The 21,918-nt window shown below is 45.7% G+C and carries 20 protein-coding genes; 11 read left to right on the top strand and 9 right to left on the bottom strand.

What is annotated here, in order from left to right; genetic code table 11:
- Window positions 1-15: 15 nt before the first annotated feature.
- Window positions 16-1,803 (top strand): GspE/PulE family protein, encoded by a 1,788-nt coding sequence (locus JMY01_RS07775; protein ID WP_201575027.1) that lies wholly within the window; start codon window positions 16-18, stop codon window positions 1,801-1,803.
- Between the two features lie 21 nt (window positions 1,804-1,824).
- Here the strand turns inward: JMY01_RS07775 and JMY01_RS07770 are convergent, their stop codons facing one another.
- Complete coding sequence (locus JMY01_RS07770; RefSeq protein WP_201575026.1) at window positions 1,825-2,490, bottom strand: acyltransferase; 666 nt, start codon at window positions 2,488-2,490, stop codon at window positions 1,825-1,827.
- A 276-nt stretch (window positions 2,491-2,766) separates the two neighbouring features.
- Between JMY01_RS07770 and JMY01_RS07765 the strand changes: the two genes are divergently transcribed.
- From JMY01_RS07765 to gspK, 6 genes are all read left to right on the top strand, one after another.
- Complete coding sequence (locus tag JMY01_RS07765) at window positions 2,767-3,555, top strand: TatD family hydrolase (RefSeq protein ID WP_201575025.1); 789 nt, start codon at window positions 2,767-2,769, stop codon at window positions 3,553-3,555.
- A 231-nt stretch (window positions 3,556-3,786) separates the two neighbouring features.
- Window positions 3,787-4,476 carry a TetR/AcrR family transcriptional regulator gene (locus JMY01_RS07760; RefSeq protein ID WP_201575024.1) on the top strand — a complete coding sequence of 230 codons (690 nt, stop codon included), beginning with the start codon at window positions 3,787-3,789 and terminating at the stop codon, window positions 4,474-4,476.
- Window positions 4,477-4,601: 125 nt separating this feature from the next.
- On the top strand, window positions 4,602-5,408 hold the full coding sequence (locus JMY01_RS07755; RefSeq protein WP_201575023.1) for a prepilin-type N-terminal cleavage/methylation domain-containing protein: 807 nt from the start codon (window positions 4,602-4,604) through the stop codon (window positions 5,406-5,408).
- A 3-nt stretch (window positions 5,409-5,411) separates the two neighbouring features.
- Window positions 5,412-5,906, top strand: coding sequence for a type II secretion system minor pseudopilin GspI (gene gspI / locus JMY01_RS07750; protein WP_201575022.1), 495 nt, complete (start codon window positions 5,412-5,414; stop codon window positions 5,904-5,906).
- Window positions 5,903-6,808, top strand: coding sequence for a prepilin-type N-terminal cleavage/methylation domain-containing protein (locus JMY01_RS07745; RefSeq protein WP_201575021.1), 906 nt, complete (start codon window positions 5,903-5,905; stop codon window positions 6,806-6,808). Before gspI ends, JMY01_RS07745 begins: the two co-directional genes overlap by 4 nt.
- A gap of 12 nt (window positions 6,809-6,820) precedes the next feature.
- Entirely contained in the window at window positions 6,821-7,891 is a 1,071-nt protein-coding gene (gspK, locus tag JMY01_RS07740) for a type II secretion system minor pseudopilin GspK (protein WP_201575020.1), read from the top strand.
- A 105-nt stretch (window positions 7,892-7,996) separates the two neighbouring features.
- Here gspK and JMY01_RS07735 read toward each other — a convergent pair whose 3' ends face one another.
- From JMY01_RS07735 to ychF, 3 genes are all read right to left on the bottom strand, one after another.
- On the bottom strand, window positions 7,997-8,677 hold the full coding sequence (locus JMY01_RS07735; RefSeq protein ID WP_201575019.1) for a TetR family transcriptional regulator: 681 nt from the start codon (window positions 8,675-8,677) through the stop codon (window positions 7,997-7,999).
- Window positions 8,678-8,784: 107 nt separating this feature from the next.
- Complete coding sequence (locus tag JMY01_RS07730) at window positions 8,785-10,194, bottom strand: deoxyguanosinetriphosphate triphosphohydrolase (protein WP_201575018.1); 1,410 nt, start codon at window positions 10,192-10,194, stop codon at window positions 8,785-8,787.
- Window positions 10,195-10,380: 186 nt separating this feature from the next.
- Window positions 10,381-11,472 (bottom strand): redox-regulated ATPase YchF, encoded by a 1,092-nt coding sequence (gene ychF / locus JMY01_RS07725; protein WP_201575017.1) that lies wholly within the window; start codon window positions 11,470-11,472, stop codon window positions 10,381-10,383.
- Between the two features lie 150 nt (window positions 11,473-11,622).
- Between ychF and JMY01_RS07720 the strand changes: the two genes are divergently transcribed.
- Entirely contained in the window at window positions 11,623-12,003 is a 381-nt protein-coding gene (locus JMY01_RS07720; protein WP_201575016.1) for a hypothetical protein, read from the top strand.
- 19 nt (window positions 12,004-12,022) lie between these two features.
- Here JMY01_RS07720 and JMY01_RS07715 read toward each other — a convergent pair whose 3' ends face one another.
- From JMY01_RS07715 to JMY01_RS07705, 3 genes are all read right to left on the bottom strand, one after another.
- Window positions 12,023-12,856: a phosphodiester glycosidase family protein gene (locus JMY01_RS07715; RefSeq protein WP_201575015.1), complete on the bottom strand. Its 834-nt coding sequence runs from the start codon at window positions 12,854-12,856 to the stop codon at window positions 12,023-12,025.
- Window positions 12,857-12,959: 103 nt separating this feature from the next.
- Window positions 12,960-14,765 carry a glutamate synthase-related protein gene (locus tag JMY01_RS07710; RefSeq protein WP_201575014.1) on the bottom strand — a complete coding sequence of 602 codons (1,806 nt, stop codon included), beginning with the start codon at window positions 14,763-14,765 and terminating at the stop codon, window positions 12,960-12,962.
- A 301-nt stretch (window positions 14,766-15,066) separates the two neighbouring features.
- On the bottom strand, window positions 15,067-16,299 hold the full coding sequence (locus tag JMY01_RS07705) for an RtcB family protein (protein WP_201575013.1): 1,233 nt from the start codon (window positions 16,297-16,299) through the stop codon (window positions 15,067-15,069).
- A 435-nt stretch (window positions 16,300-16,734) separates the two neighbouring features.
- On the opposite strand from JMY01_RS07705, the gene JMY01_RS07700 reads away from it, so the two are divergent.
- Window positions 16,735-17,121, top strand: coding sequence for a hypothetical protein (locus JMY01_RS07700; RefSeq protein ID WP_201575012.1), 387 nt, complete (start codon window positions 16,735-16,737; stop codon window positions 17,119-17,121).
- Here the strand turns inward: JMY01_RS07700 and JMY01_RS07695 are convergent.
- Window positions 17,118-17,945, bottom strand: coding sequence for an IclR family transcriptional regulator (locus tag JMY01_RS07695; RefSeq protein ID WP_201575011.1), 828 nt, complete (start codon window positions 17,943-17,945; stop codon window positions 17,118-17,120). The genes JMY01_RS07700 and JMY01_RS07695 overlap by 4 nt on opposite strands.
- Before the next feature lie 205 nt (window positions 17,946-18,150).
- Here JMY01_RS07695 and JMY01_RS07690 point away from each other — a divergent pair, with 205 nt between their 5' ends.
- Together JMY01_RS07690 and JMY01_RS07685 are read left to right on the top strand one after the other, a co-directional pair.
- On the top strand, window positions 18,151-19,335 hold the full coding sequence (locus JMY01_RS07690) for an acyl-CoA dehydrogenase (RefSeq protein WP_201575010.1): 1,185 nt from the start codon (window positions 18,151-18,153) through the stop codon (window positions 19,333-19,335).
- Window positions 19,336-19,555: 220 nt separating this feature from the next.
- Entirely contained in the window at window positions 19,556-20,815 is a 1,260-nt protein-coding gene (locus JMY01_RS07685; RefSeq protein ID WP_374220369.1) for a CaiB/BaiF CoA transferase family protein, read from the top strand.
- A gap of 119 nt (window positions 20,816-20,934) precedes the next feature.
- On the opposite strand, the gene JMY01_RS07680 is transcribed toward JMY01_RS07685, so the two are convergent.
- Window positions 20,935-21,705, bottom strand: a complete 771-nt coding sequence (locus JMY01_RS07680) for an IclR family transcriptional regulator (protein WP_201575008.1) — start codon at window positions 21,703-21,705, stop codon at window positions 20,935-20,937.
- Window positions 21,706-21,918: the final 213 nt, after the last annotated feature.

The following is a 21,918-nucleotide window of genomic DNA, read 5'->3' as shown; positions in this document are numbered from 1 at the left end:
TAAAAGAAGAAAAATATGTCTGCTCAGAAGTATTCGATAATGATTGATCTGCGTTGGTGCTTAGATGAGCTACTAGCGGATAGAGTCATTGATCAGCGCGGCTATAATTTAGTGATGACCAGTCGCCGTGATAAAGATCAGCATCCACTGTTGACCATCAGTGAGTTTGGGCTGCCGAATGGCCACGCCTTTGGTAGCGACCCAGAGCAAACATTGACGCTGGCATGGCTCAATCAGTGGCTAGCAGCCAAAGCAGATATGGCGCTTGTGCGTATTGATCCGCTAAAGATCGATGTGCCCGCCGTGACGCAGCTGATGTCGTTTGAATACGCGCGCTCGCAGCATATTTTGCCGATTGAAGTCACGATGGATGAAGTGGTCATTGGTACTGATCAGCCGTTTTATACGGATTGGCACGCTAATATAGAAAAGCTGATTAAATCCAAAACTTATCGCACCGTCTATATCAATCCTGAACAGATCAATCGCTATCGGCAAGAGTTCTATCAAGTCACGCAAGCGATTGCAGGTGCCAACTCCATCCATAAACGCGCTGCTGCGGATGTAACCAACGTCGAGGCGCTATTACAGCTGGGCGACAACAATAATCCCGATGCCAATGACCAACATATCGTCAAAGTCGTCGACTGGCTACTGCAATATGCCTTTGAGCAGCGTGCCAGTGATATCCATCTAGAGCCACGGCGTGAGACAGGCAAGGTGCGCTTTCGTATCGATGGAGTGCTGCATACGGTTTATGAGATGCCACTGGCGATTGTAGTAGCAGTGACGGCGCGAATCAAAATCCTAGGGCGGCTCAATGTTGCAGAGAAGCGCAAACCGCAAGACGGGCGTTTAAAGACACGTACCCATAATGGCATGGAGACCGAGCTACGTCTGTCTACCATGCCGACTGCCTTTGGTGAAAAGCTGGTCATGCGGGTATTTGACCCTGAAGTGTTGGTACGCTCGTTTGCTCAGCTTGGCCTGTCAGGTAAGCAGCTCGAGACTTGGCATGAGCTGACCGCGCATCCAAATGGCATTATTCTGGTGACAGGCCCGACAGGCTCAGGTAAGACCACGACTTTATATAGTACGCTCAAGCAGCTCGCCACTGAGCAAGTTAATGTCTGTACCATCGAAGATCCTATTGAGATGATTGAGCCGGCTTTTAATCAGATGCAAGTCAATCCAGGCGTGGACTTGCACTTCGCTGACGGTATTCGCTCCCTGATGCGTCAAGATCCAGACATTATTATGGTCGGCGAGATTCGTGATGCTGAGACCGCCAATATGGCAGTGCAAGCCTCACTGACTGGACACTTAGTGCTATCAACTTTGCATACCAATGATGCGCCCAGTTCTATCACTCGCCTGCATGACTTGGGTATTCAGCCGTTTTTGACGTCGGCGACCATATTGGGCGTGATGGCACAAAGATTGCTACGGACCTTATGTCCGCATTGCAAGCAAGCAGTGGAGGTGAGTGCAGATAGTGAGGTGGCCATCCAGTGGCAGGAGTTGGTACAGCCTTGGCGTGCTGCAGTGCCCGCTCAAGTTTATACAGCGCGTGGCTGTGAGCACTGTCGCCATACTGGCTATCAAGGCCGAGTCGGTCTTTATGAAATCATGCCCTTATCAAATGAGCTAAAAAAGCTGGTAGCGGCTGATGCCAATTTGGATGTATTGAAGCAGCAAGCCTACCGCGAAGGCGTGCAGCCACTGCGCCTATCTGGTGCCAAGCGCATCAGTGAAGGGGTGACGACCATAGAAGAAGTGATGCGCGTGGTGCCTCTTAATTGACTATAATGGTCTCAGCTGTTTTTAGCGCTCCCAGCGTACATTTTGGCGAATGATTTTTGCAGGTGTGCCTGCGACCATACAATTTGGTGTTTCGATTGGTTTGTTCACAAAAGCCCCTGCCGCAATGATACAGCCACTGGCAACAGAGACATTTTTAGAGATGGTAACGTTGGCGGCAACCCAAATCTGGTCTCCTAAAATGACATCGGAATGAGCATTATTAAGCCTTACATCCGAGTCCATATCGTAGACCTTGTGGACGTCAGTTGCACGAATTTCAATACCTCGAGATATCATGCAAGCTTTACCGATGGCCACGCTTTTGTCACGTGCCAAAACATAGCAATCAATGGCGGTGGTACGGTCACCGATGTGAATGTGCAAATGGTTACCGACGATTAATAATTGACCAGAGAATTTGACATGTTCACCGATAATTATTTGATTGTGATTGCCATTGATATCGATTTTTAACTTGTTAAATTTACCATGCTCACCAATCGTAATATGATTGTCATGACCTTTACGAATGGTAATGGCTGAATGGCCAATAATGCGCGCATCTTTAGCAATCTGGATATGATTATCATGCCCTTTGTCTTGCAATAGGAATCGTTGCTTGTACAAATACTTAGGCAGCAGAGTCTTGATAATAGGTGGCAGGGTAATCGTTTTTTTCTGGGTCATAATAACAGGACTTTTGAAAGGTGAATAAAAAATGCGAAATTTTTGTTACTACCATGCCATTATCAGCGTAGCGCTTTTGTAGGCTGTTCGCCATACTTATAGCACCAATAGAGCAAATTTAAATATTATGAACAGCGAACCTGATAGTTTACTGTTAATGACACCTTGAAAACAGCCCTCTTTAGAGCAATGATTAGTATTACGATCACCAAATTTGATTACCAAATCTATTGTTTAAAATATTCCACTTACTAATTTTTATTAACGAGATAGTTTATGTTTACTGATAGTCACTGTCATCTTAACCGTTTGGATTTAACGAAGTATGATGGTCAATTATCTGGCGCGATTGCTGCGATGAAAGACGCCCAAGTCACTCGTGCGATGGCAATTATGTGTGATTTTGCTGAATACGATGAGATTGCCAACATTGTCAGCACCTATAGTGATGAGACATTAAATCTAGGGATGAGTGTCGGTATTCATCCTTGTGAAGACATCAATGTCTTGCAGTCAGCGACCGTCGAGCGTTTGGTAGAAACTGCCAATGCCGAGCATGTGTGGGCAATAGGGGAGACAGGTCTGGATTACTATTGGTCAACCGAAAACGCCCATGAGCAGCGTGAAAGTTTTGCGCGTCACATTCATGCCAGCAAGCAACTCAAAAAACCGCTCGTTGTGCATATGCGTGATGCCAAAGAAGACACGATGGATATCTTAAAAGCGGAAGGTGCTGAGCATGGTATCATTCACTGCTTTACTGAAGACTGGGAAACGGCAAAGCGCGCACTGGATTTAGGGTTTTACGTGTCGTTTTCGGGCATTGTTAGCTTTAAGAGCGCAAAAATGATTCAAGATGCCGCTAGACAAATGCCTAGAGACCGAATACTTATCGAAACCGATAGTCCTTATTTAGCCCCTGTACCCAAACGTGGTAGACCTAATGAACCTGCATACGTACCTTATGTGGCAAGCTATCTTGCAGACATGTATGGATGTAGTAGCGATGAAGTCGGCGCACTCACTGCAAAAAACTTTGAAAATCTACTGGCACAGTACCATTAAAATGGTTATGCTATGACCAGTCAGTCATTCACTGGATAATTTGAGCGCTGTGCTATTGCATATTTTGCGATAAAGCTAACAGCATGATTATCAATGACTATTCAGAAAACATAAGCATGGAAGCCTTTTATAGTCATCGTATGGTTTTTGTACGGTCATCATGACCTGTCATATATTTAGCTATTGCAACTATAAACCTATGCTTCATCTTGTCAGATTTTAGGAGACGTTATGAGTCGTCAACACCAATTTAAAGTACGAGAAGAAAATATCTTGGCGATGGCTGAGCAACTGTTACTTGAATCTGGCGATGGTGATATCACTTTGGATAGCTTGGCCGATCAGCTTGATTTGGCCAAAGGCACACTGTACAAGCACTTTTCTAGCAAAGATGAGTTGTATTTGCGTATTATCATTCGCTACGAAGAGCAATTGTTTGAGATCAATCGTATCGATGATACGCCAGCAGCAGGCATTTCACGTATGATCTTGCAGCAGCTGATGAATCCACAAAAAGCCATGCTGCTCAATCAAATCGAGGAGCGTCTGGCGGCTTCTGTAACTGGTCTCAATCGATTATTTGGCGAGCTATACGATATTCGTCGTCAGCGCATGAAGCGTATGATTGACATTATTAGCTTGTATCTAAAAGATGAGCGCAGCCGGATGACGACTCGTGATTATTTGTCTTCCCTTTGGGCGCTGGGTCAGGGCGGTGCTGGGCTGTTAAATTCAAGCTTCTATCAGCGCTATCTTGGTCGCCGAGATACCCTACGCTATGCTTTTGTGCAGCAGATTTTAGAGCTGCCCAGTCATTATCCTATCTATGCCGATGATGAAGAGGTGATGGATGAGGACATGCAAGAGCTTGTGGAGCAAATCGATACGGAATCAGAAGAGCATCGTAAGACGACTTATTAATCACTTAAAGTATTAACCAGTCATTATTTACACTGGTTAATACTCAAAAGTTTAGCTTACCCTAAAGACTGTCCTCTCAAATCACCTCTATTGCGATATCTCACATTAATGATAATAGGTGCCCTATGCCGGTTACTGTCAAAACTCAGTCCAGCTCAGCGCCTTATCCGTCTGCTGCCAATCATATTAAATCTTTATCCTCTGAGCACATATCTATTAAGCGTATACCTTCTACTTCTAAACAGCTATGTTTTAAAGAAATATCATCTAAACATATAGGCAACCATGCACAAGCTGGCTTCACCTTGGTTGAGATTGTGGTGGTGGTGGTTATTTTGTCCATATTTGCTGGCATGATGAGTCTGTCTGTCGGTAGCAGTGAGTCTCGCAAAAACCGTGCTTTTTATGAGCATCTGACAGATTCACTCAGCTACGTTAGGCTATTAGCTGCTGAGGGTATGCAGCCGATGGGATTAAGTTTGCAAGCAGACAAGCAAGGTCAAGTGACGCCTGTTATTGTGACTTTATCAAATCCATATATTGGTTACCAGACTCAAGCGTTAACCACAAGTGGCGGTGATAGTACGCTCAAAAACTCAATGGAGTTGTCTGCTGATTTGTCTGGAGTGTCAGGCACCTCCGGAAACCAACCACCAACCCCAAGCTGGGAGCTTGAGCCTGCAGTGTCTTTGCCAACATTGCCTGCTAGGGTGAGCCTGAGTATTGAGAGCTTGGAGACGAATATGTCTGGTATCGCACAAACGCAAACCTTACAGCCGTGGTTTAGGTCGCAAACAGTGCCGCAAGTATTATGGTTTGGTAATGGCCAGGCAACGCCTGTGACGATAGAGGTGCGTCATGACTCGCGCTTGGTCGGGGAAGTCATTACTATCATGCCTGATGGTAGTATAAAGATAGGGCATGGGCGTTAGCAGATGAATGACAAGAATAAACTAATAAAGAAACCTATCAGCCAAATCCCAATGCTATCAAAGCGAGAAGGCGGATTTACCTTGATAGAGGTGATGGTGGCGCTCGCAATTTTAGCAGTAGTTGCGGTTGCTGCCAGTCGTGCCAGTAGCGCTTATTTAAGCTCAGTCGATGTACTGCGTACGCAAACGCTTGCGCACTTCGTGGCACAAAATGCAGCGGCTGATTTACGGATTCAAGAGGCTTGGCTCACGGCCAGTCGCACGCAAACCATCAACGCTCAAGGTCGCGCGTGGCAAATAGTGATGACGGTTTCGGACAGTCTTACGCCCGCATTAAAAGAGGTGAATATCAGTGTCGCTCCTATTGTTGATGGGCAAGCGCGTTCAGCGGTGACGGACATTGATGTGATGATTAGCAATGAGCAGCAAGAAATTGGCAGTCTCGACTTGAGTGGTTTAGGTCAAGGCAATCTGGGGATGTCGGGAGGTAACCCGTGAGGCAGCAGCGCGGCTTTACCTTGCTCGAGCTGATGGTGGCAATGTCGATATTTGCCATGCTTGCCGTTGCAGGTTGGCAAGTGTTTGATAGTGTCAACCGTGCTCGCGAACGCGCACAGTTTCATGCTGACAACTTAGCTGCATTGCAGTATGCCTATTTACAGTTGCAACAAGACATGGGGCAGATCATTGCTTATCAAGCGCCACCGACGCAAAATATTAGGGTAGATACTGCCAGTGCGCCTGACTTGAATAATACTAATGAAAATGCTAACAACAATTCTGAAAATAACAACAACGTTAATAGCAATTCAGGTAATAACCAAGTTAACCCGATAGCTGCTGAGCCTTTTATGAGTTTGGATGCTGAACGGGTTAGCTTTGTGCGTTATGCCGATCCAGATCCGCGTTATCAAACCAGCCTAAGCATACAGCGTGTAGACTATATCTTTGCAGATCAGCGCCTTATTCGTCGGCAATATAACAGCGTCGAAGAGGGTGCTGAGAGCATCAGTTTAGATACGGTACTGGTAGATGAGGTGACAGCAGGGCGCTGGCAAGCCTACCTACCTGAGGTAAGTGCCAAGTTCCCTAATGCAAATAGCCAACAGGGTAACAATGGCAATAATCCTATGAATGCTAGTCAAGGCAGTAGTGAAAGTAATAAAGCGCAGCCTATGTTGCCTAAGCTACTGCCAAAAGGGGTGGGCGTCAGCTTTACTTATCAGGACATGCCAATCACCTGGCAGTGGGCACTTGCTCCGCAAGCCATACCGCGTAACGGTGGTGGTCATGCTGCTAAGACAGCTAATAATAACGTCAACAACACAGAAAGTAATTCTGATAATAAACTCAAAAACAATCTTGAAAACAACTCTGAAAACACGCCAACAGATCAATAATACGAGGGACTTATGACAATGCCATCAAAGCTGCCATCAGACTCCCAGCGCGGCGTGGCACTATTGACCATCTTACTATTGGTTGTCAGTATCACGGTCGTGGCAGGGGCGATGCTTGCCAGTCAAAAGATTGTCATTCGCCGTAGTGGTTTATTATTCAATCAGGATCAGTTGTTGCAAGGTATCAATGCAGGGCAGCAGCTGGCATTGACGGTGATACGTGCTGACAATCAGCTCAATGATACCGATAGCGCGCAAGACGTTTGGGCTCAGCCATTAGCCCCCTATACTATAGGTAGGCACAGCGTCACTACTGAGCTACGCGATGAGGCCAGTCGTTTTAATATCAATAATTTATATCACGATGGTACGGTGGATACAGCGGCACTAGCTGTGTTTCAGCGTCTATTGAGTCAGCTAAATCTAGAGCCTGACATAGCCGTTGCCGTACTGGATTGGCAAGATGCGGACAGCGAAGTCTATAATGATGGTGGTGATGAAAGCGTGGTCTATGCTCAGCAAGGCAATATAGCGGATAAAAAACTCCCAAATCAGCCTTTTATAAGTATTGAGCAGTTAGCAGAAGTACGCGGAGTAAGCGCTGAGGTGCTTGCGACCCTACGACCCTATATTACTGCAGTGCCTTATTTTTTACCCATTAACGTCAATACAGCAAGTCCGGTGTTACTCGCAGCGTTAGTAGAAGAAGCGACCACAGAACAGATGCAAACGCTGATAAAATTGCGCGAGCAGCAAGTACTAAGTGCCATCGATGAGTTGTGGCAGCTACCACCTCTTAGTACTTTAAATACTGAGCAGCGTCAAGCACTGACCCCATTATTGGCAGTAGAGAGTCAGGCATTTATAGCGCTGATTACGGCGACGGATAGTAGTCCTGATGAGGCACCGCGGCAGAGGTTTGCGACGGTGCTGATCAGTAAGGTAAGCAATAGTAATGAGAGTAATGGTGATATTAACAACAATGCCAACGACCGTTCTAATAGCGCTGATGGTGACGCTAATCAGCCAAAAGTAATAAAAGTAGTCTCGCAGCGGTTGTGGGCATTTCGTCCTAGTCTTTAATACCTAATACAGTCGTTAAAAATAAAGTAGGAACGCAGTACTGTATTAGGTCTAAAATGAGTCGGCTGTACTCTAACTGTGAATCTTGTTAATGGCTTCAAGCTATCAATCGTTAAGCTGCGTCTCTTCGCTGGATTTCCAATTATAAGCGCCATAAAACAGCATCTGTGCCTGACGGGTGCAATTGTGTAACATCAGCTGCTTTTTCGCTTCAATCTCCGCTGAATCAACCTCATCATCATGCTCTTCAGAATAAGTTAATTCTAGCCAGTCAATAATCCAAGAAAAAAACATATTGACCCCAGCTTCAGCGAGTAGGCGACGGTCATAGTCATTGATATGAGCAAAAGCAGGCTGTAACGCCAGATCTTCCCCTAAAATCTTGCCGTGCATTTTTACCAAATTACTAATGGCTTTACGCACTGACTCTGAACCACCAAAGCGTTCACTGACTAGGAACTGCCAATATTGTGGCTGGGCGCTGACGGTGTGCAAAAACAGTTGAATACTCTTGGCAATTTGCCGATCAAAACTGCGTTTACGGCCGATTTGTAAGCCGTCACGTAAGATGGCAAGCGTGCTGCCGAGCTCCTCAACCACCAGTGCCTCGCCCAAGGATTCCATGTCATCAAAATGACGATAGAAAGCCGTCGGCACGACGCCAACCTCACGAGTTACCTGTCGTAGGCTGATAGAGCTAAAAGACTGCCCTGTCATACACAAGTCTAATACCGCACTAAAAAATGCGTGCCGAGTTTGAAGTTTCTTTTTTTCGCGACTGCTCATAGTATTTAATCATTATCCAATAGATGTTTATGATACTCATTTCAACGCAAAGATACGAATGAAATTCTTATTACTCATATTTCAGAATGCTTAACATGGTCTAGTTATTAGACGATTGTGCCCAGATGTCCCTGCAATTCTTGCGCCAATCTATAGGCTTCGTGGTCATTCATCCCAGTGATAAAGTCTAGAATATTGAGAATGTTTTGATAGATATCCTCTGATAAGACACGGCGATGCTCATCAAGATGTGGTTGCAATAGGCTTAATAGTCTTTGCTGCTCAAATGGCTTTGGTGCTTTCGTCAGTGCCATCCATGCTAGAGGCATAAAAGCATCAAGCAGGCGATGGAGGCACTGATTGGCCATCAGCTCCATGCGTACTTTGCTAGGATGATTAAAGATTTTTTCACGGGCCAAGGCTTTGGCTTGATTGATGCCGCTCTTTATCGTCGGATCGCAGTGCGCAAATAAGCTGCCGCTGAGCGTTCCTGCAAGCAAGGCATCGCTATTGGCCACAAAGGCGTCAGTGACGGCATTGACCAAACGCATCATGGCGCGAGCGCGCAGCGCTGCCAGCTGCTGTCTGGCAGACATTTGCGCTGGTAGCGTGATCGTGTCAGGGCGCTCACCGATTAATTGATAGAAGATGTCTGCCACTTCTGCGTAGCTGAGCATATTGAGGTGGATGCCGTCTTCTAAGTCTATCAGCGCGTAGCAAATATCGTCTGCCGCCTCTAGTAAATAAGCCAGTGGATGGCGTGCATAACCGTCATGCTGCTGTGAGCGCGGCAGATTTAAGCACTCTGCCAACTGTTCTAGCTGAGCGGCTTCACTATAAAAACAGCCAAATTTCTGTACATCGTCAGTGAGCTTGTCTGCATCCTTGTTATTACTATGAGTGGCCAGCCATGGATACTTCATAAATGCGCCCAAGGTGGCGCAAGTCAAGCGCATACCGCCATTATCAGGGTGGTGCTCGTTGCGTACCAATAGTCGAAACCCTTGGGCATTGCCTTCATAAGCGAGCAAGTCCAAACGCTCATTGATGCTGAGGTGCTGCAAGATGGGCTCGCGATCTGAGTGCATAAACCAGTCGCGAATGGCGTACTCACCAGCATGACCAAAGGGTGGGTTGCCAATATCATGGGCGAGACAAGCCGCTTGTACGATGACGCCGACATCCGCAGGCGTGACACCTGAAGGTAGGCCGTTATCTAATTTATCATGCAGCTTTTCTGCTGCCATCATGCCAAGCGAGCGCCCAATGCAGGAGACTTCTAGCGAATGGGTCAAACGGGTACGGATACCCAGTTGATTGGTCAGCGGGTGTACTTGGGTTTTTTGATTGAGCTGACGAAACGAATGTGAAAATACCAAGCGATCATAGTCTTTATGAAAAGAGGAGCGCGCGCTATCTTGAGTAGGTGGCAGCTTGTCGCTTCCTAAGCGTCTGGCATTGAATAGTCTTGCCCAGTGCTCGCTTGCGTTCTTTGGTCTATCTAATTGAGTGCTCATAAACTACATTCCATTATTTATTAATATTGTTTGTTATTATTATTTTTAAAGTGGCTTGTCTATTTTAACTTTTATTTTTTAAGTCTCGTTAGCTAAGTTATTATAATAGAAAAAGCCAGCAATGCAGCTGGCTTTTGGTTGTTCTATGCTAGGCTTTGTAAGCGCTGTATGGAAATGTCGAATTGTTTATACGTTAAAGCGGAAATGCATCACATCGCCATCTTGTACGATATAAGTTTTACCTTCCAGACGAGACTTACCAGCGGCAGCTGCGCCTTTTTCACCGTTGTATTCGATAAAGTCCTCATAAGAGATCACTTCGGCACGAATAAATCCGCGCTCAAAGTCAGTGTGAATCACCCCTGCTGCTTGCGGGGCAGTTGCGCCAATGGCTACCGTCCAAGCGCGTACTTCTTTGACACCAGCGGTAAAGTAAGTCTGCATGTCAAGCAACTCATATCCGCCGCGAATCACTTGATCAAGGCCAGCTTCTTCCATACCCATGTCTTCTAAGAAGTCTTTTTTGTCTGCTTCATCCAGCTGGGCAATCTCAGATTCGATTTGATTGCATAGGGCGATGACGATGGAGTCCTCGCCAGTCGCATAGTCACGGACGGCATCCAGGTACGGGTTGTTTTCAAAACCGTCCTCAGAGACGTTGGCGATATACATGGTTGGTTTTAAGGTAATCAAACCATAGCTTCTAATGAGTTTCTTTTCATCATCATCTAGGTTGGCTGCGCGCGCGGCTGTGCCATCAGCGAGTAATGGTTCGATTTTTTTGAACACATCAAGCATAGCAGCAGCGTCTTTGTCGCCGCCTTTGGCTTTTTTGGAGAGGTTTGTTATCGCCCGTTCAACTGCTTCTAGGTCAGCGAGCGCCAACTCGGTATTGATGGTTTCGATGTCATCAATGGGACTGACGCGGCCATCGACGTGTACCACGTTATCATCGTCAAAACAGCGTACCACATGAGCAATGGCGTCAGTCTCACGGATATTGGCTAAAAACTGGTTGCCCATGCCTTCGCCTTGTGAGGCGCCAGCGACTAGGCCTGCAATATCTACAAACTCCATAGTGGTCGGTAATACACGCTCAGGCTTGACGATATCGGCCAGTTCTTTAAGGCGTGGGTCTGGTACAGGCACAATGCCAGTGTTGGGATCTTTGGTACAAAACGGAAAGTTTTCAGCCGCGATACCTGCTTTGGTTAAAGCGTTAAATAGAGTGGATTTACCCACGTTTGGTAGGCCGACGATGCCGCAGTTAAAACCCATAATAGTCTCTCAATATTTTGATAAAATCAGTTAGTGATATGTTGAATAAAAATTGGCGCTATTGTAGCAAAGTTTAGCTATTAGCGGGCGTATAGATGTGCTAATTTCATAGTAACGCATTGTTAAATAATGCGAAACTGAGGCAAGTGCATGAAAAGCTTGAACGAAAAAGAAGCGGTATGGATGGCATTGTCAGATTTGTTCATTGATAATGAAATAAATCACGAGTACATCGCCAAACGAGTTGCCCATCTGACCATCCCTGAAATAGAACACATTTTGTTTTATGAAGTGGCGCCGATTTGTATGAGTAACTTATTAGTACCCACGCCTACTGTCTGGGAAGGGTTTGATGAAGATTATATTATCCCTGAGATACAGCAGCACTTGCAAGAGATGCAGTCTAATTGGCTTTATAACCACAAAGTCTTATTAAAAATAAAGTTTTATAAGGTTTTTTTGAATAAAGATTGGTCAAAGTTGATGGTAAAAATAAGTCAGGAGCAAGCCAAACAAACAGATGATCTTTAAGCTTGAAAGCAGTAAATCCTTAATTGTCTGTATCAACAACCACCCCGATTATCACGCCCATCTCTTTTTTGTCATGCTTGTCGATACTGGGCGCATAAAGTGCCGAGGCGATACCGCCGTCCAAAAATAACGCATTAGGACACTTTAAATCATCCCTAAACAATGACGCAAATTGATAGAAGCTCACAGGCTCGTTACTATTGACAAGCTGTATGCTGCCATCGCTGCAAACGCCTGCGCCATTACGAAACTTCAATGACTGACTGTCTGGATTAAACTGCGGATGAATCTCTCCATCAATGACCAGCATCGGCCCTGACTGAGTCGCATACCAAGGCTGCGCTCGGCCACTGTTAAGCTGCGTATTCAAAGCATTACTTTCGCTAATCTGCACCTTGCCATCTTTATCCCACCAGAGCACCCCGTTAGGCAATAAATGAAAGTTGCCGCCACCCTCTTTGGTATTCAAGGCGCGAATCTCTTTACCTTCGATGACGGTATAGCCAATCGGCGCGTAGCTTTCGTTATACATGCCTGCGTTCATTGCAAAGGCAAGGTTTTGCTGCGCTGGCAATGCATCTATCAGATTATCAAAAGTGAGTAAGGGCTCAGAGCCATCGGTCTGTTGCCAAAATAGCTGTAGCGAATAGGGCGAGTCTGTTTTATCACCCAACACATCGGCGTTTATGTGACAAGCGCTATAACGAAAGGGCGAGTCTTGCACCTGACATGACCAATCCTCAGTTGAGGACATATAGGCATCTGAGGTGGTAGGCTGGCACGCGCTTATGCTCAAAGCAAAAAGCGCTGCTGCCAGTAAAGTATAAGGCGTTGTTAGAGTAGAGCGGGGCATGAGTCACTTATCTTTGGTCATTTAGAAATGAGCGGTCGTCTCTGTTTTTGTTCATATAAATAGCTATATAGCTGTTAAGGCTCACGCTCCGCGCTTTTTCTTTTTACTCATTGATGGGCGGAAAGTCGCGAAAGGTATTATTGACATTACCAATCAATCTGCCACCATCTATCTCATCGTACTCTGGGCTACCAATAGTTTCTTCGGTTGGCGCATTGGTTTCTTTACCTTTATCACGCGAGTCTTTGTTGTAAGCGATTAGCGCATCGTTATCGGCTAGGAAACTATCAGGATTTGCCATCACCCACATCTGATTGAACACGTCTGCACGGGCGCTATGATCAAGTAGCGCACCTGTATCAGTAAAGTAAAAGAACTTCGATAGCAGTTTGATCTGTCCATCATCGAGACGTCTGGCAATATGATACGGTTGCAATTGACTTGGATGCTGTAGACCAACGGCAGCCACGATACTGGCGAGAGAATTCAAAGTGTTTTTGTGATAGTTTGCCACGCGCTCAGCTTTACTTGGTACATCGAGGGCTTTTTGACGATAAGGGTCTTGAGTGGCAACGCCAGTGGGACAAGTGTTGGTGTGGCAAGAGCGCGATTGAATACAGCCGACCGCAAACATAAAGCCACGTGCTGAGTTACACCAGTCTGCACCCAGTGCGATTAAGCGCGCAATATCAAAGCCTGAGACGATTTTGCCACTGACGCCCAGTTTGACCTTGTCACGGATACCAGCACCGACCAAGGTATTGTGAACCAATAAGAATCCATCAACCATTGGCATACCCACGCTGTCCATAAACTCGACTGGAGCAGCACCTGTACCGCCTTCTGCACCATCAATGACAATAAAGTCAGGATAGTTATCAGCTTCTATCATGGCTTTGACGATTGCCATAAACTGCCAAGGTTGACCGATACAGAGCTTAAATCCAACAGGTTTACCGCCTGATAGCTCACGTAGTTGTTGCCAAAAATCAACTAGCTCACGCGGGGTGCTAAAAGCACTATGTGATGAAGGCGAGATGCAATCCTCACCTACTGGGACTTCACGCGTATCAGCAATCTCTTGCGTGATTTTTTCTGCCGGTAGCACGCCGCCTTGACCTGGCTTGGCACCTTGAGAGAGCTTGATTTCAATCATTTTGACTTGCGGATCGACGGCTTTTTCGGCAAAAGACTGAGGATCAAAGTTCCCATGAGCGTCACGGCAACCGAAGTAACCCGTGCCCAGCTCCCAAATCAAATCACCACCAAACTTGCGGTGATAAGGACTGATTGCACCTTCACCCGTGTCATGGGTGAAGCCGCCCATCTTGGCACCTTGGTTGAGCGCCATAATCGCATTGGCTGACAAGCTACCGAAGCTCATCGCTGAGATATTAAACACTGACATATCGTGGGGCTGCTGGCAACGCTCACCACCGACAATGATACGAAAGTCTTTATTCTGCAGTGGCTCGCTGATAGATGACTGCAAAAACCACTCTTTACCATGCGTATATAAATTATCAAGAGTACCAAAAGCATTGGTATCACTGACGTTTTTGGCGCGTTGATAGACGAGCGCCCGCTGTTGGCGTGAGAACGGCACTTGTTCCTTATCGTCCTCTAACAAATACTGGCGAATCTCAGGACGAAAATCCTCAAGTACATAGCGGATGTGACCAGCGATGGGGTAGTTCTTTAAAATTGAGTGCTTAGACTGTGCTAAGTCATAGATACCTAAGGCGACTCCCAAACCACCGATAACTATCAACCACCAGTTGATAAGCAGCAGTCCTGCAAAGAAGAGCATGACGACCGCGGCAAAGGTGCTATAGCGTAGCAAGACACCAGTCAGGTAAGGGGAGTTGCTTACAGGCTTAGGGTTTAAATTGGTACGAGACTCAGGCATAGCAAAACTCAACGATAAAGTATAAAAGTCAAAAAACGCGATAGTAAGGGACTGTCAGAAAATAGCCACCCTACTTAACGCGCGTATTATAGCCCTATAATATCACGGCTTGATAATATTTGAGTAACAGTGTGCTGCGGTACGGATGATTTGTCCGCCGCCTTCGCCTGTGCTGCCATCTATTTTTAGGGGTTTGGTTTTTGACATGAGATTACTTTTTCCTTTTCAGCCAAGCACAGCTTAGCGCTTGCTGCACCTTGCGAAGCAGTGCTTCTCAACCCAGACCTTTTATTAACACTTCTTACCCCTTCACACAAACCACCTGACGCAGCGTATGCACCACCTCTACCAAGTCACTTTGCGCTTTCATTACATCATCGATGTCTTTATACGCTGCTGGAATTTCATCAATCACTTCTTTATCTTTACGGCATTCTACGCCCTCAGTCTGCGCGATTTGATCATCTACCGTAAAGGTCTTTTTGGCCTCAGTGCGCGACATGATGCGACCTGCGCCATGCGAGCAAGAATGAAACGATTCTGCGTTACCCTTACCGCGCACGATAAAGGACTTTGCGCCCATAGAGCCGGGGATAATACCGTACTCACCGACACGCGCACGTACCGCGCCTTTGCGAGTGACGAATACTTCCTCACCGTAGTGCTCTTCTTTATCCACGTAGTTATGGTGACAGTTCACCGCTTTTCTTTGGGCATTGAAGGGTTTGGTAACCACTTTTCGCAGTGCTTTAATCGCATTTTCCATCATAATTTCACGGTTTTTAAAAGCAAAACGCTGCGCCCAACCGACCGCAAACCAATAGTCATTGAAGTGCTCAGTCCCTTCGGCAAAGTAAGCCAAATCTTTATCGGGCAAGTTGATAAACCACTTACGCATATCCTCCCGTGCCAGCTCGATGAAGTAGCGACCGATGGCGTTACCCACGCCGCGCGAGCCTGAATGCAGCATAATCCACACCTGATTGGTTTCGTCTAAGCAGACTTCTACAAAGTGGTTGCCTGTACCCAGCGTTCCCAGATGCTTAAGGTTATTGGTGTTTTTAAGTTTAGGGTGCTTTTGGGTTATATAGTTAAAGTCATCAACCAGTGCTGCCCAACCATCTTTAACCGTGTCATCAGGATTTGACCATGCGCCGACATCACGATTTGAGCCGCGACCACGAGACTTGCTACGACCATGAGGAATCGCTTTTTCTAGCTCGCTGCGCAGACCGCGTAAGTTATCAGGCAAATCATCAGCGGTTAGGGTGGTTTGCACCGCCATCATTCCGCAGCCGATATCGACGCCAACGGCAGCAGGGATAATCGCTTCTTTGGTCGGCAATACGGTACCGATGGTTGCGCCAATTCCAACATGCACATCAGGCATCACCGCAAGCCACTTATAAATAAATGGCATTTGCGAGGCTTTGATAAGTTGGTCGTGCGCTTTTGGATCGACAGGGACGCCCTTGGTCCAAAGTCTAATAGGAGTTCCACCATCTTGAATGATGTTATGGTTTATCGGTTGCATAAAAATTCTTCCAAATTTATCAATGTTAATTTATTAATGACAGGTGTTTTTAATAATTATTTAATCGTTATTTTTTTATTAGCTAAGGTTAGGCCAAAGCTATAGTTAAGACCCTTTAAAAATGGTGTAGTACTGTTAGTATAAATTTTCCTTGCTTGCTGTGCGACGTTGTCACTCCAGAGGCGGCGCAAAACCCATCCCAACAGCACATGTCAAAGATAGATGTACCAGTTTTAATTAGGACCAACTGTATAGCATTATAGCATATTCTGATTTAAGTTATTGATATTAAAGGTAAAAATAAATGGCAATTGATTGTGTAAGTGTTTTTAGAGTAAAAGGTAAGTATTTAATGAGGTTTAGGTTTAGCTCTGCTGAGTTGGGGTAGACTTATATGGCACACTATCAGTTTTACTTAATCAATGGAGCACTTACATGCCTTCTTTTAAAACCATTAATTATATGCTAATAGTTGTCTTACTGACTGCTTGTAATCCATTGTATCAACCAGAGCATAGGGGTGAGCCCGTTGTTAATGAATCAATTGCAATGATAGGTATTAGCGAGGATGTCGCACTTAAATGGTTATTAGTAGCTTTAGAGCAGCATCAGGTTGCTGATCTTGATTGTTTGCAGTTTCGTACAGAAAATAACTTTGCTACGGATTCTGAATTGGTTTGGGAGTTTGCAGCTGTCGAGATTCATAATGAAACTTGCGGTGGTGATCCTAATATTGCTCATGTGCGTAATCGCTATAGGGTTAATGCAGATGGTTCAGTGATGGTCTACGATATCGTAAATGCTGAATACCAACCGTTTTAAACACCACTGCCAATCCTCTCAGCCAATTCCTGCAATTTGGGCACGATTACCTTTGCATACTCTTTTGCTTCCCAGTTGGCACTCGGCACACTGGCATTGAGAGAATAGGCATAGTGTCCCGTTGCGACATCAAATACCCCAACCGCGACCGCCAAAATATCATTAGAAAACTCACCATCTGATAGCGTATAGCTGTGCACTTGATAATAGTCTACTGCTTCATCTAGCAGATTTTGCGCTTGCTCATACTCAGCTTTAGATAAGTTTTCTTGCAAATTAGTATCAATAACCTTTTGTCTAGTAGGGTTGCTGACAGCATAAAAAGCGCGGCCAATGGCTGTCCGTGCCACTGGAACGGCTGAGCCAACTTGCAAATTGACCGATAGGCGCGCAGGGCTACGGCAGCAGGCCAGATAGCGCATCTCACCCTCGACTTCTGTCGCTAAGTTCACTGACACTTCGTTTTGATCGGCAAACTGACGTAACAGCGGCTCTGCAAACGCGACCACATCATGACGACTCCAAGCGATAGCGCTCAGGCGCACTGCATTACTGCCCAGTTGGTATTGTCCATGTATCGTCGTGCGCAAAAACCCAAGCGTGGTCAAGGTGTAGATAAGACGGGTGACGGTCGCTTTTGGTAGCTCTGTCATTTTGCATAAGTGTTGATGACTGAGCTGATCATGATGTTCAAATGCAGCAAGTAAAGTCAGCCCACGCCCGAGAGCAGTGACAAATTGCCTATCGTCATTCTCCTTGCTTTGAGCTAGTTTGGTAGTCATGCGATCTAATAATGGCGCTGCTGTCGATGAGTCTTTTTTCATTTTTATGACCATATTTGTGGATAAAGGTTTACAGACACGATAAATTTTGCTTAAATAGATATAAATTATGAAACTAAGTTTTGCACAGCGAAACTATTAAGTCAATCATAAGTTAAGAGCTGTGATAAATTAACAATCGCTTAAAGCAATTTGTTCACTCAACCATCATTCGTCGGTCAGGATGACTGACACCAAGGAGCACGATATGTCAAATTACACGGTCCCGAGTTTTGATTGGGAAGATCCATTTTTATTACGTGATCAGTTAACCGATGAAGAGCGTATGGTTAATGACAGCTCACGTCAGTTTTTTCAAAAAGAGCTAATGCCTGGCATCATTGAAGCCAACCGCAATGAGAACTTTGACCGCAATATCATGCGTCAAATGGGTGAGATGGGTCTGCTAGGTGTGACCATCGATGGCTACGGCTGTGCGGGTCTATCAAGTGTGGCTTATGGTTTGATTGCCAAAGAAGTTGAAGCAGTAGATTCAGGCTATCGTTCTGCGATGAGCGTACAGTCAAGTTTGGTCATGCATCCTATCCATGCTTACGGTACTGAAGAGCAAAGAGAAAAATACCTGCCTAAGCTTGCCTCAGGTGAGTATGTCGGTTGCTTTGGTTTGACCGAGCCAGATTCAGGATCAGACCCTTCATCGATGTCAACGCGTGCGCGCGCTGTCGATGGTGGTTACGAGCTGACTGGTACTAAGATGTGGATTACCAACAGTCCTATCGCTGATGTATTTGTGGTATGGGCAAAAGATGATGAAGACGTGATTCGCGGCTTTATCTTAGATAAGGGCATGAAAGGCTTATCAGCACCAAAGATCGAAGGTAAGTTTTCACTACGAGCTTCTGTCACAGGTGAGATTGTGATGGACAAAGTGTTTGTCCCTGAAACCAATGCTTTCCCAGATATCCGTGGTCTAAAAGGTCCGTTTGGTTGCTTAAACAAAGCCCGTTACGGTATCGCTTGGGGTGCAATGGGCGCTGCTGAGTTTTGCTGGAAAGGCGCTCGTCAGTACACCCTAGACCGTAAGCAGTTCGGACGTCCACTAGCAGCCACGCAGCTTGTGCAGCTAAAGCTTGCCAATATGCAGACTGAGATTGCGCTTGGCCTACAAGCAGCACTACGTGTCGGTCGTCTAATGGATGAAGACAATGCAGCGCCTGAGATGATCTCACTTATCAAGCGTAATAACTGCGGTAAGGCACTCGATATCGCGCGTGTTTCTCGTGATATGCATGGTGGTAATGGTATCTCAGATGAGTTCCATATCATTCGCCATGTGATGAACCTAGAAGCGGTTAATACTTATGAAGGTACGCATGACATCCATGCACTGATCCTAGGTCGTGCACAGACTGGTATTCAAGCGTTCTTTTAATGGTATTTAGCTAATAACTAAATGTTAGCCAACTACTATTAGCACATCTTTACGTTATTACGTACGTTACTGTTTGGCTTTTTACGAAGCGATTTATAGGCAGTAGCGTACGTTTTTCAGTTGTTATTCATCATTTATTATTCAGCTTTTTTATCGAAAATTAAATAATGAATAACAGTTTAATGGTAAGAATAGCAAAGCACACGTGACACAATAAGGGATTATTATGACTGCCACCATCAATGAATCTTCACAGCCTGAAAATGTTAATAATGCTACTGGCAATGATGTGCCACAAGGGGCATTGCAGGGTATCAAGGTACTGGACTTATCTCGAGTGTTGGCCGGCCCCTCTTGTACGCAAGTGCTCGCTGATCTCGGCGCAGAAGTCATCAAGGTCGAGCGTCCAAAGATAGGTGACGAGACACGCCACTGGGCACCGCCTGCGTTTAGCGATGAGACGTCTGCCTATTACGCCACTATTAATCGCAATAAAAAATCATTGACGGTCGATATTACCACACCTGCGGGACAGAAGATTATTAAGCAGCTTGCCGCTGATAGCGATATCGTGGTCGAAAACTTTAAGGTCGGTGGTCTAAAAAAATACGGCTTAGACTATGACAGTCTAAAACAAGACAATCCGCGCCTGATTTATGCGTCCTTAACGGGTTTTGGTCAGACAGGGCCTGATGCCAAGCTGCCTGGTTATGATTACATTATCCAAGGCTTATCAGGGCTGATGAGTATCACAGGTCCGAGTGATGGTGAGCCGCATAAAGTCGGCGTGGCAGTGGTGGATTTATTTGCAGGCTTGCAGCTGACGATCGGCATCCAAGCGGCGTTGCTAGCACGGCAGCATACGGGTCTAGGTCAGCATGTCGATGTGGCATTGCTAGACAGTGCTTTGTCTATGCTGGCTAACGTTGGTATGAACCATTTGGCTTCAGGCACCGTGCCACCACGCCTAGGCAATCAACATCCCAATATCGTGCCTTATCAAGTGTTTGCAGGAGCAGGGAAGCAGCACTTTATCTTAGCTTGTGGTAATGATCAGCAGTTTGGCAGACTCTGCCATCTACTCGACGTTGATTGGCATCAAGACAGTCGGTTTGCGACCAACCCCTCACGAGTCGCCAATCGTCAAGTATTGTGCGATATGCTGGTAGAAAAGTTTGCTGAGCAATCGCGTGTGCATTGGCTGGATGTGTTGAGTCAAGCAGGCATACCGTGCGGACCGATTAATAACATCTCTGAGGCGTTGGCGATGCCGCAAGCTCAGGCACGTGAGATGGTCGTAGATTTCGCAGCGCAGGGTAGCCCTGTAAAAGCGCTAGGTAGTCCGATCAAGCTTTCAGCATCACCTGTTACTTATCGCACGCCGCCACCACGTTTGAGTGAGCATACCGACAGCACACTCGCAGACCTTGGTTATGATAGCGACATGATAGCGAAGCTAAAAGCCGATGGCATTGTTTGATCTGAGTTTAAAGTTTGACTTGAGCTTAGTGTAATAAGTAAGCATTAGCAGCCCGATTCAATATTTTGAATCGGGCTGCTTATTTTTTGGCTGCTTATTTTTTGGCTGTTTTTTTTTAGCTAAGCTGATTGAGCACTAATAAAGCCCAAGCGTTGTTCGATTTGTTCTGCCAGCTCGATGAGCGCGGTACTGACTTCTTCATACTTAGACTCGTATTCTGCCTGTAAAAAGCTGACGGCCATGCCTGCAATCGCATTGCCTGAAGCGTTACGAATATAAGTACCTAAGCAATACATGCCATCACGCAGTTGTCCGTCATCGAGCGAGATACGGCTATTATGAATCGCACTTAATTCATCAGACAAGGCTTCAAAGCTGTTGACACCATTAGAGGTGATCGGCTCAGGAAACTCGCCTTCGTACAAAGATTCGATGGTGTGGTTCGACAGAGTAGAGAGCATGGCTTTGCCCGTTGCCGAAAACACAGCAGGTACGCGCACACCGGCACGGAAGGTAAAACCAAGCGGAGCAGGGGCTTCATGACATGCCAAAAACACCACCTCACCCAAATCCAACTTCGATAAAGTGACAGTATGCTGAAGCAGAACTGGATACTGCAAAATAAGATCTTTAAATAACTGTATCACCCCTTGTTGACGCTCATACTCACCTGCCCAGTACAGTAGATATGAGCCCAAATGAAAACGACCGTCGTTGTCTTTATAGATGACGTGCTTGCCCAGTAAGCTCTGTAGGATATTGTGAGTGGAGCTCCGTGGCAGATCTAACTCCTTAGCGACCTGTGCGGCTGTTAATGGCTGCGATGACGCCGTAATTAAGTCTAGAATTTGAAAGGTTTTGTCCAGTGCTGGTACCGTAGTCGCAGTCATAAGTTACCTATATGAAGAGGGTGAAATAATAAATGTGCAAAATAATGCACAAAAAGACAAATAAAGCTGTAATAAGGGTTGCAAATAGTAGCATATCATTCCTATAATGATGTCTCTTATATGGAATTAGTGTTCAGTATATTGAACAGATATATAATTATCAATAGTTATATATGAATGAAAGGTTTTATCAAAGATGTTTATGAAAACCGC

The organism is Psychrobacter sp. H8-1, from assembly GCF_904846575.1.
Classification (GTDB): Bacteria; Pseudomonadota; Gammaproteobacteria; order Pseudomonadales; family Moraxellaceae; genus Psychrobacter; species Psychrobacter fulvigenes.
Note: the sequence above shows the minus strand (reverse complement) of the source record. Positions and strands in the feature narration are given on the sequence as shown.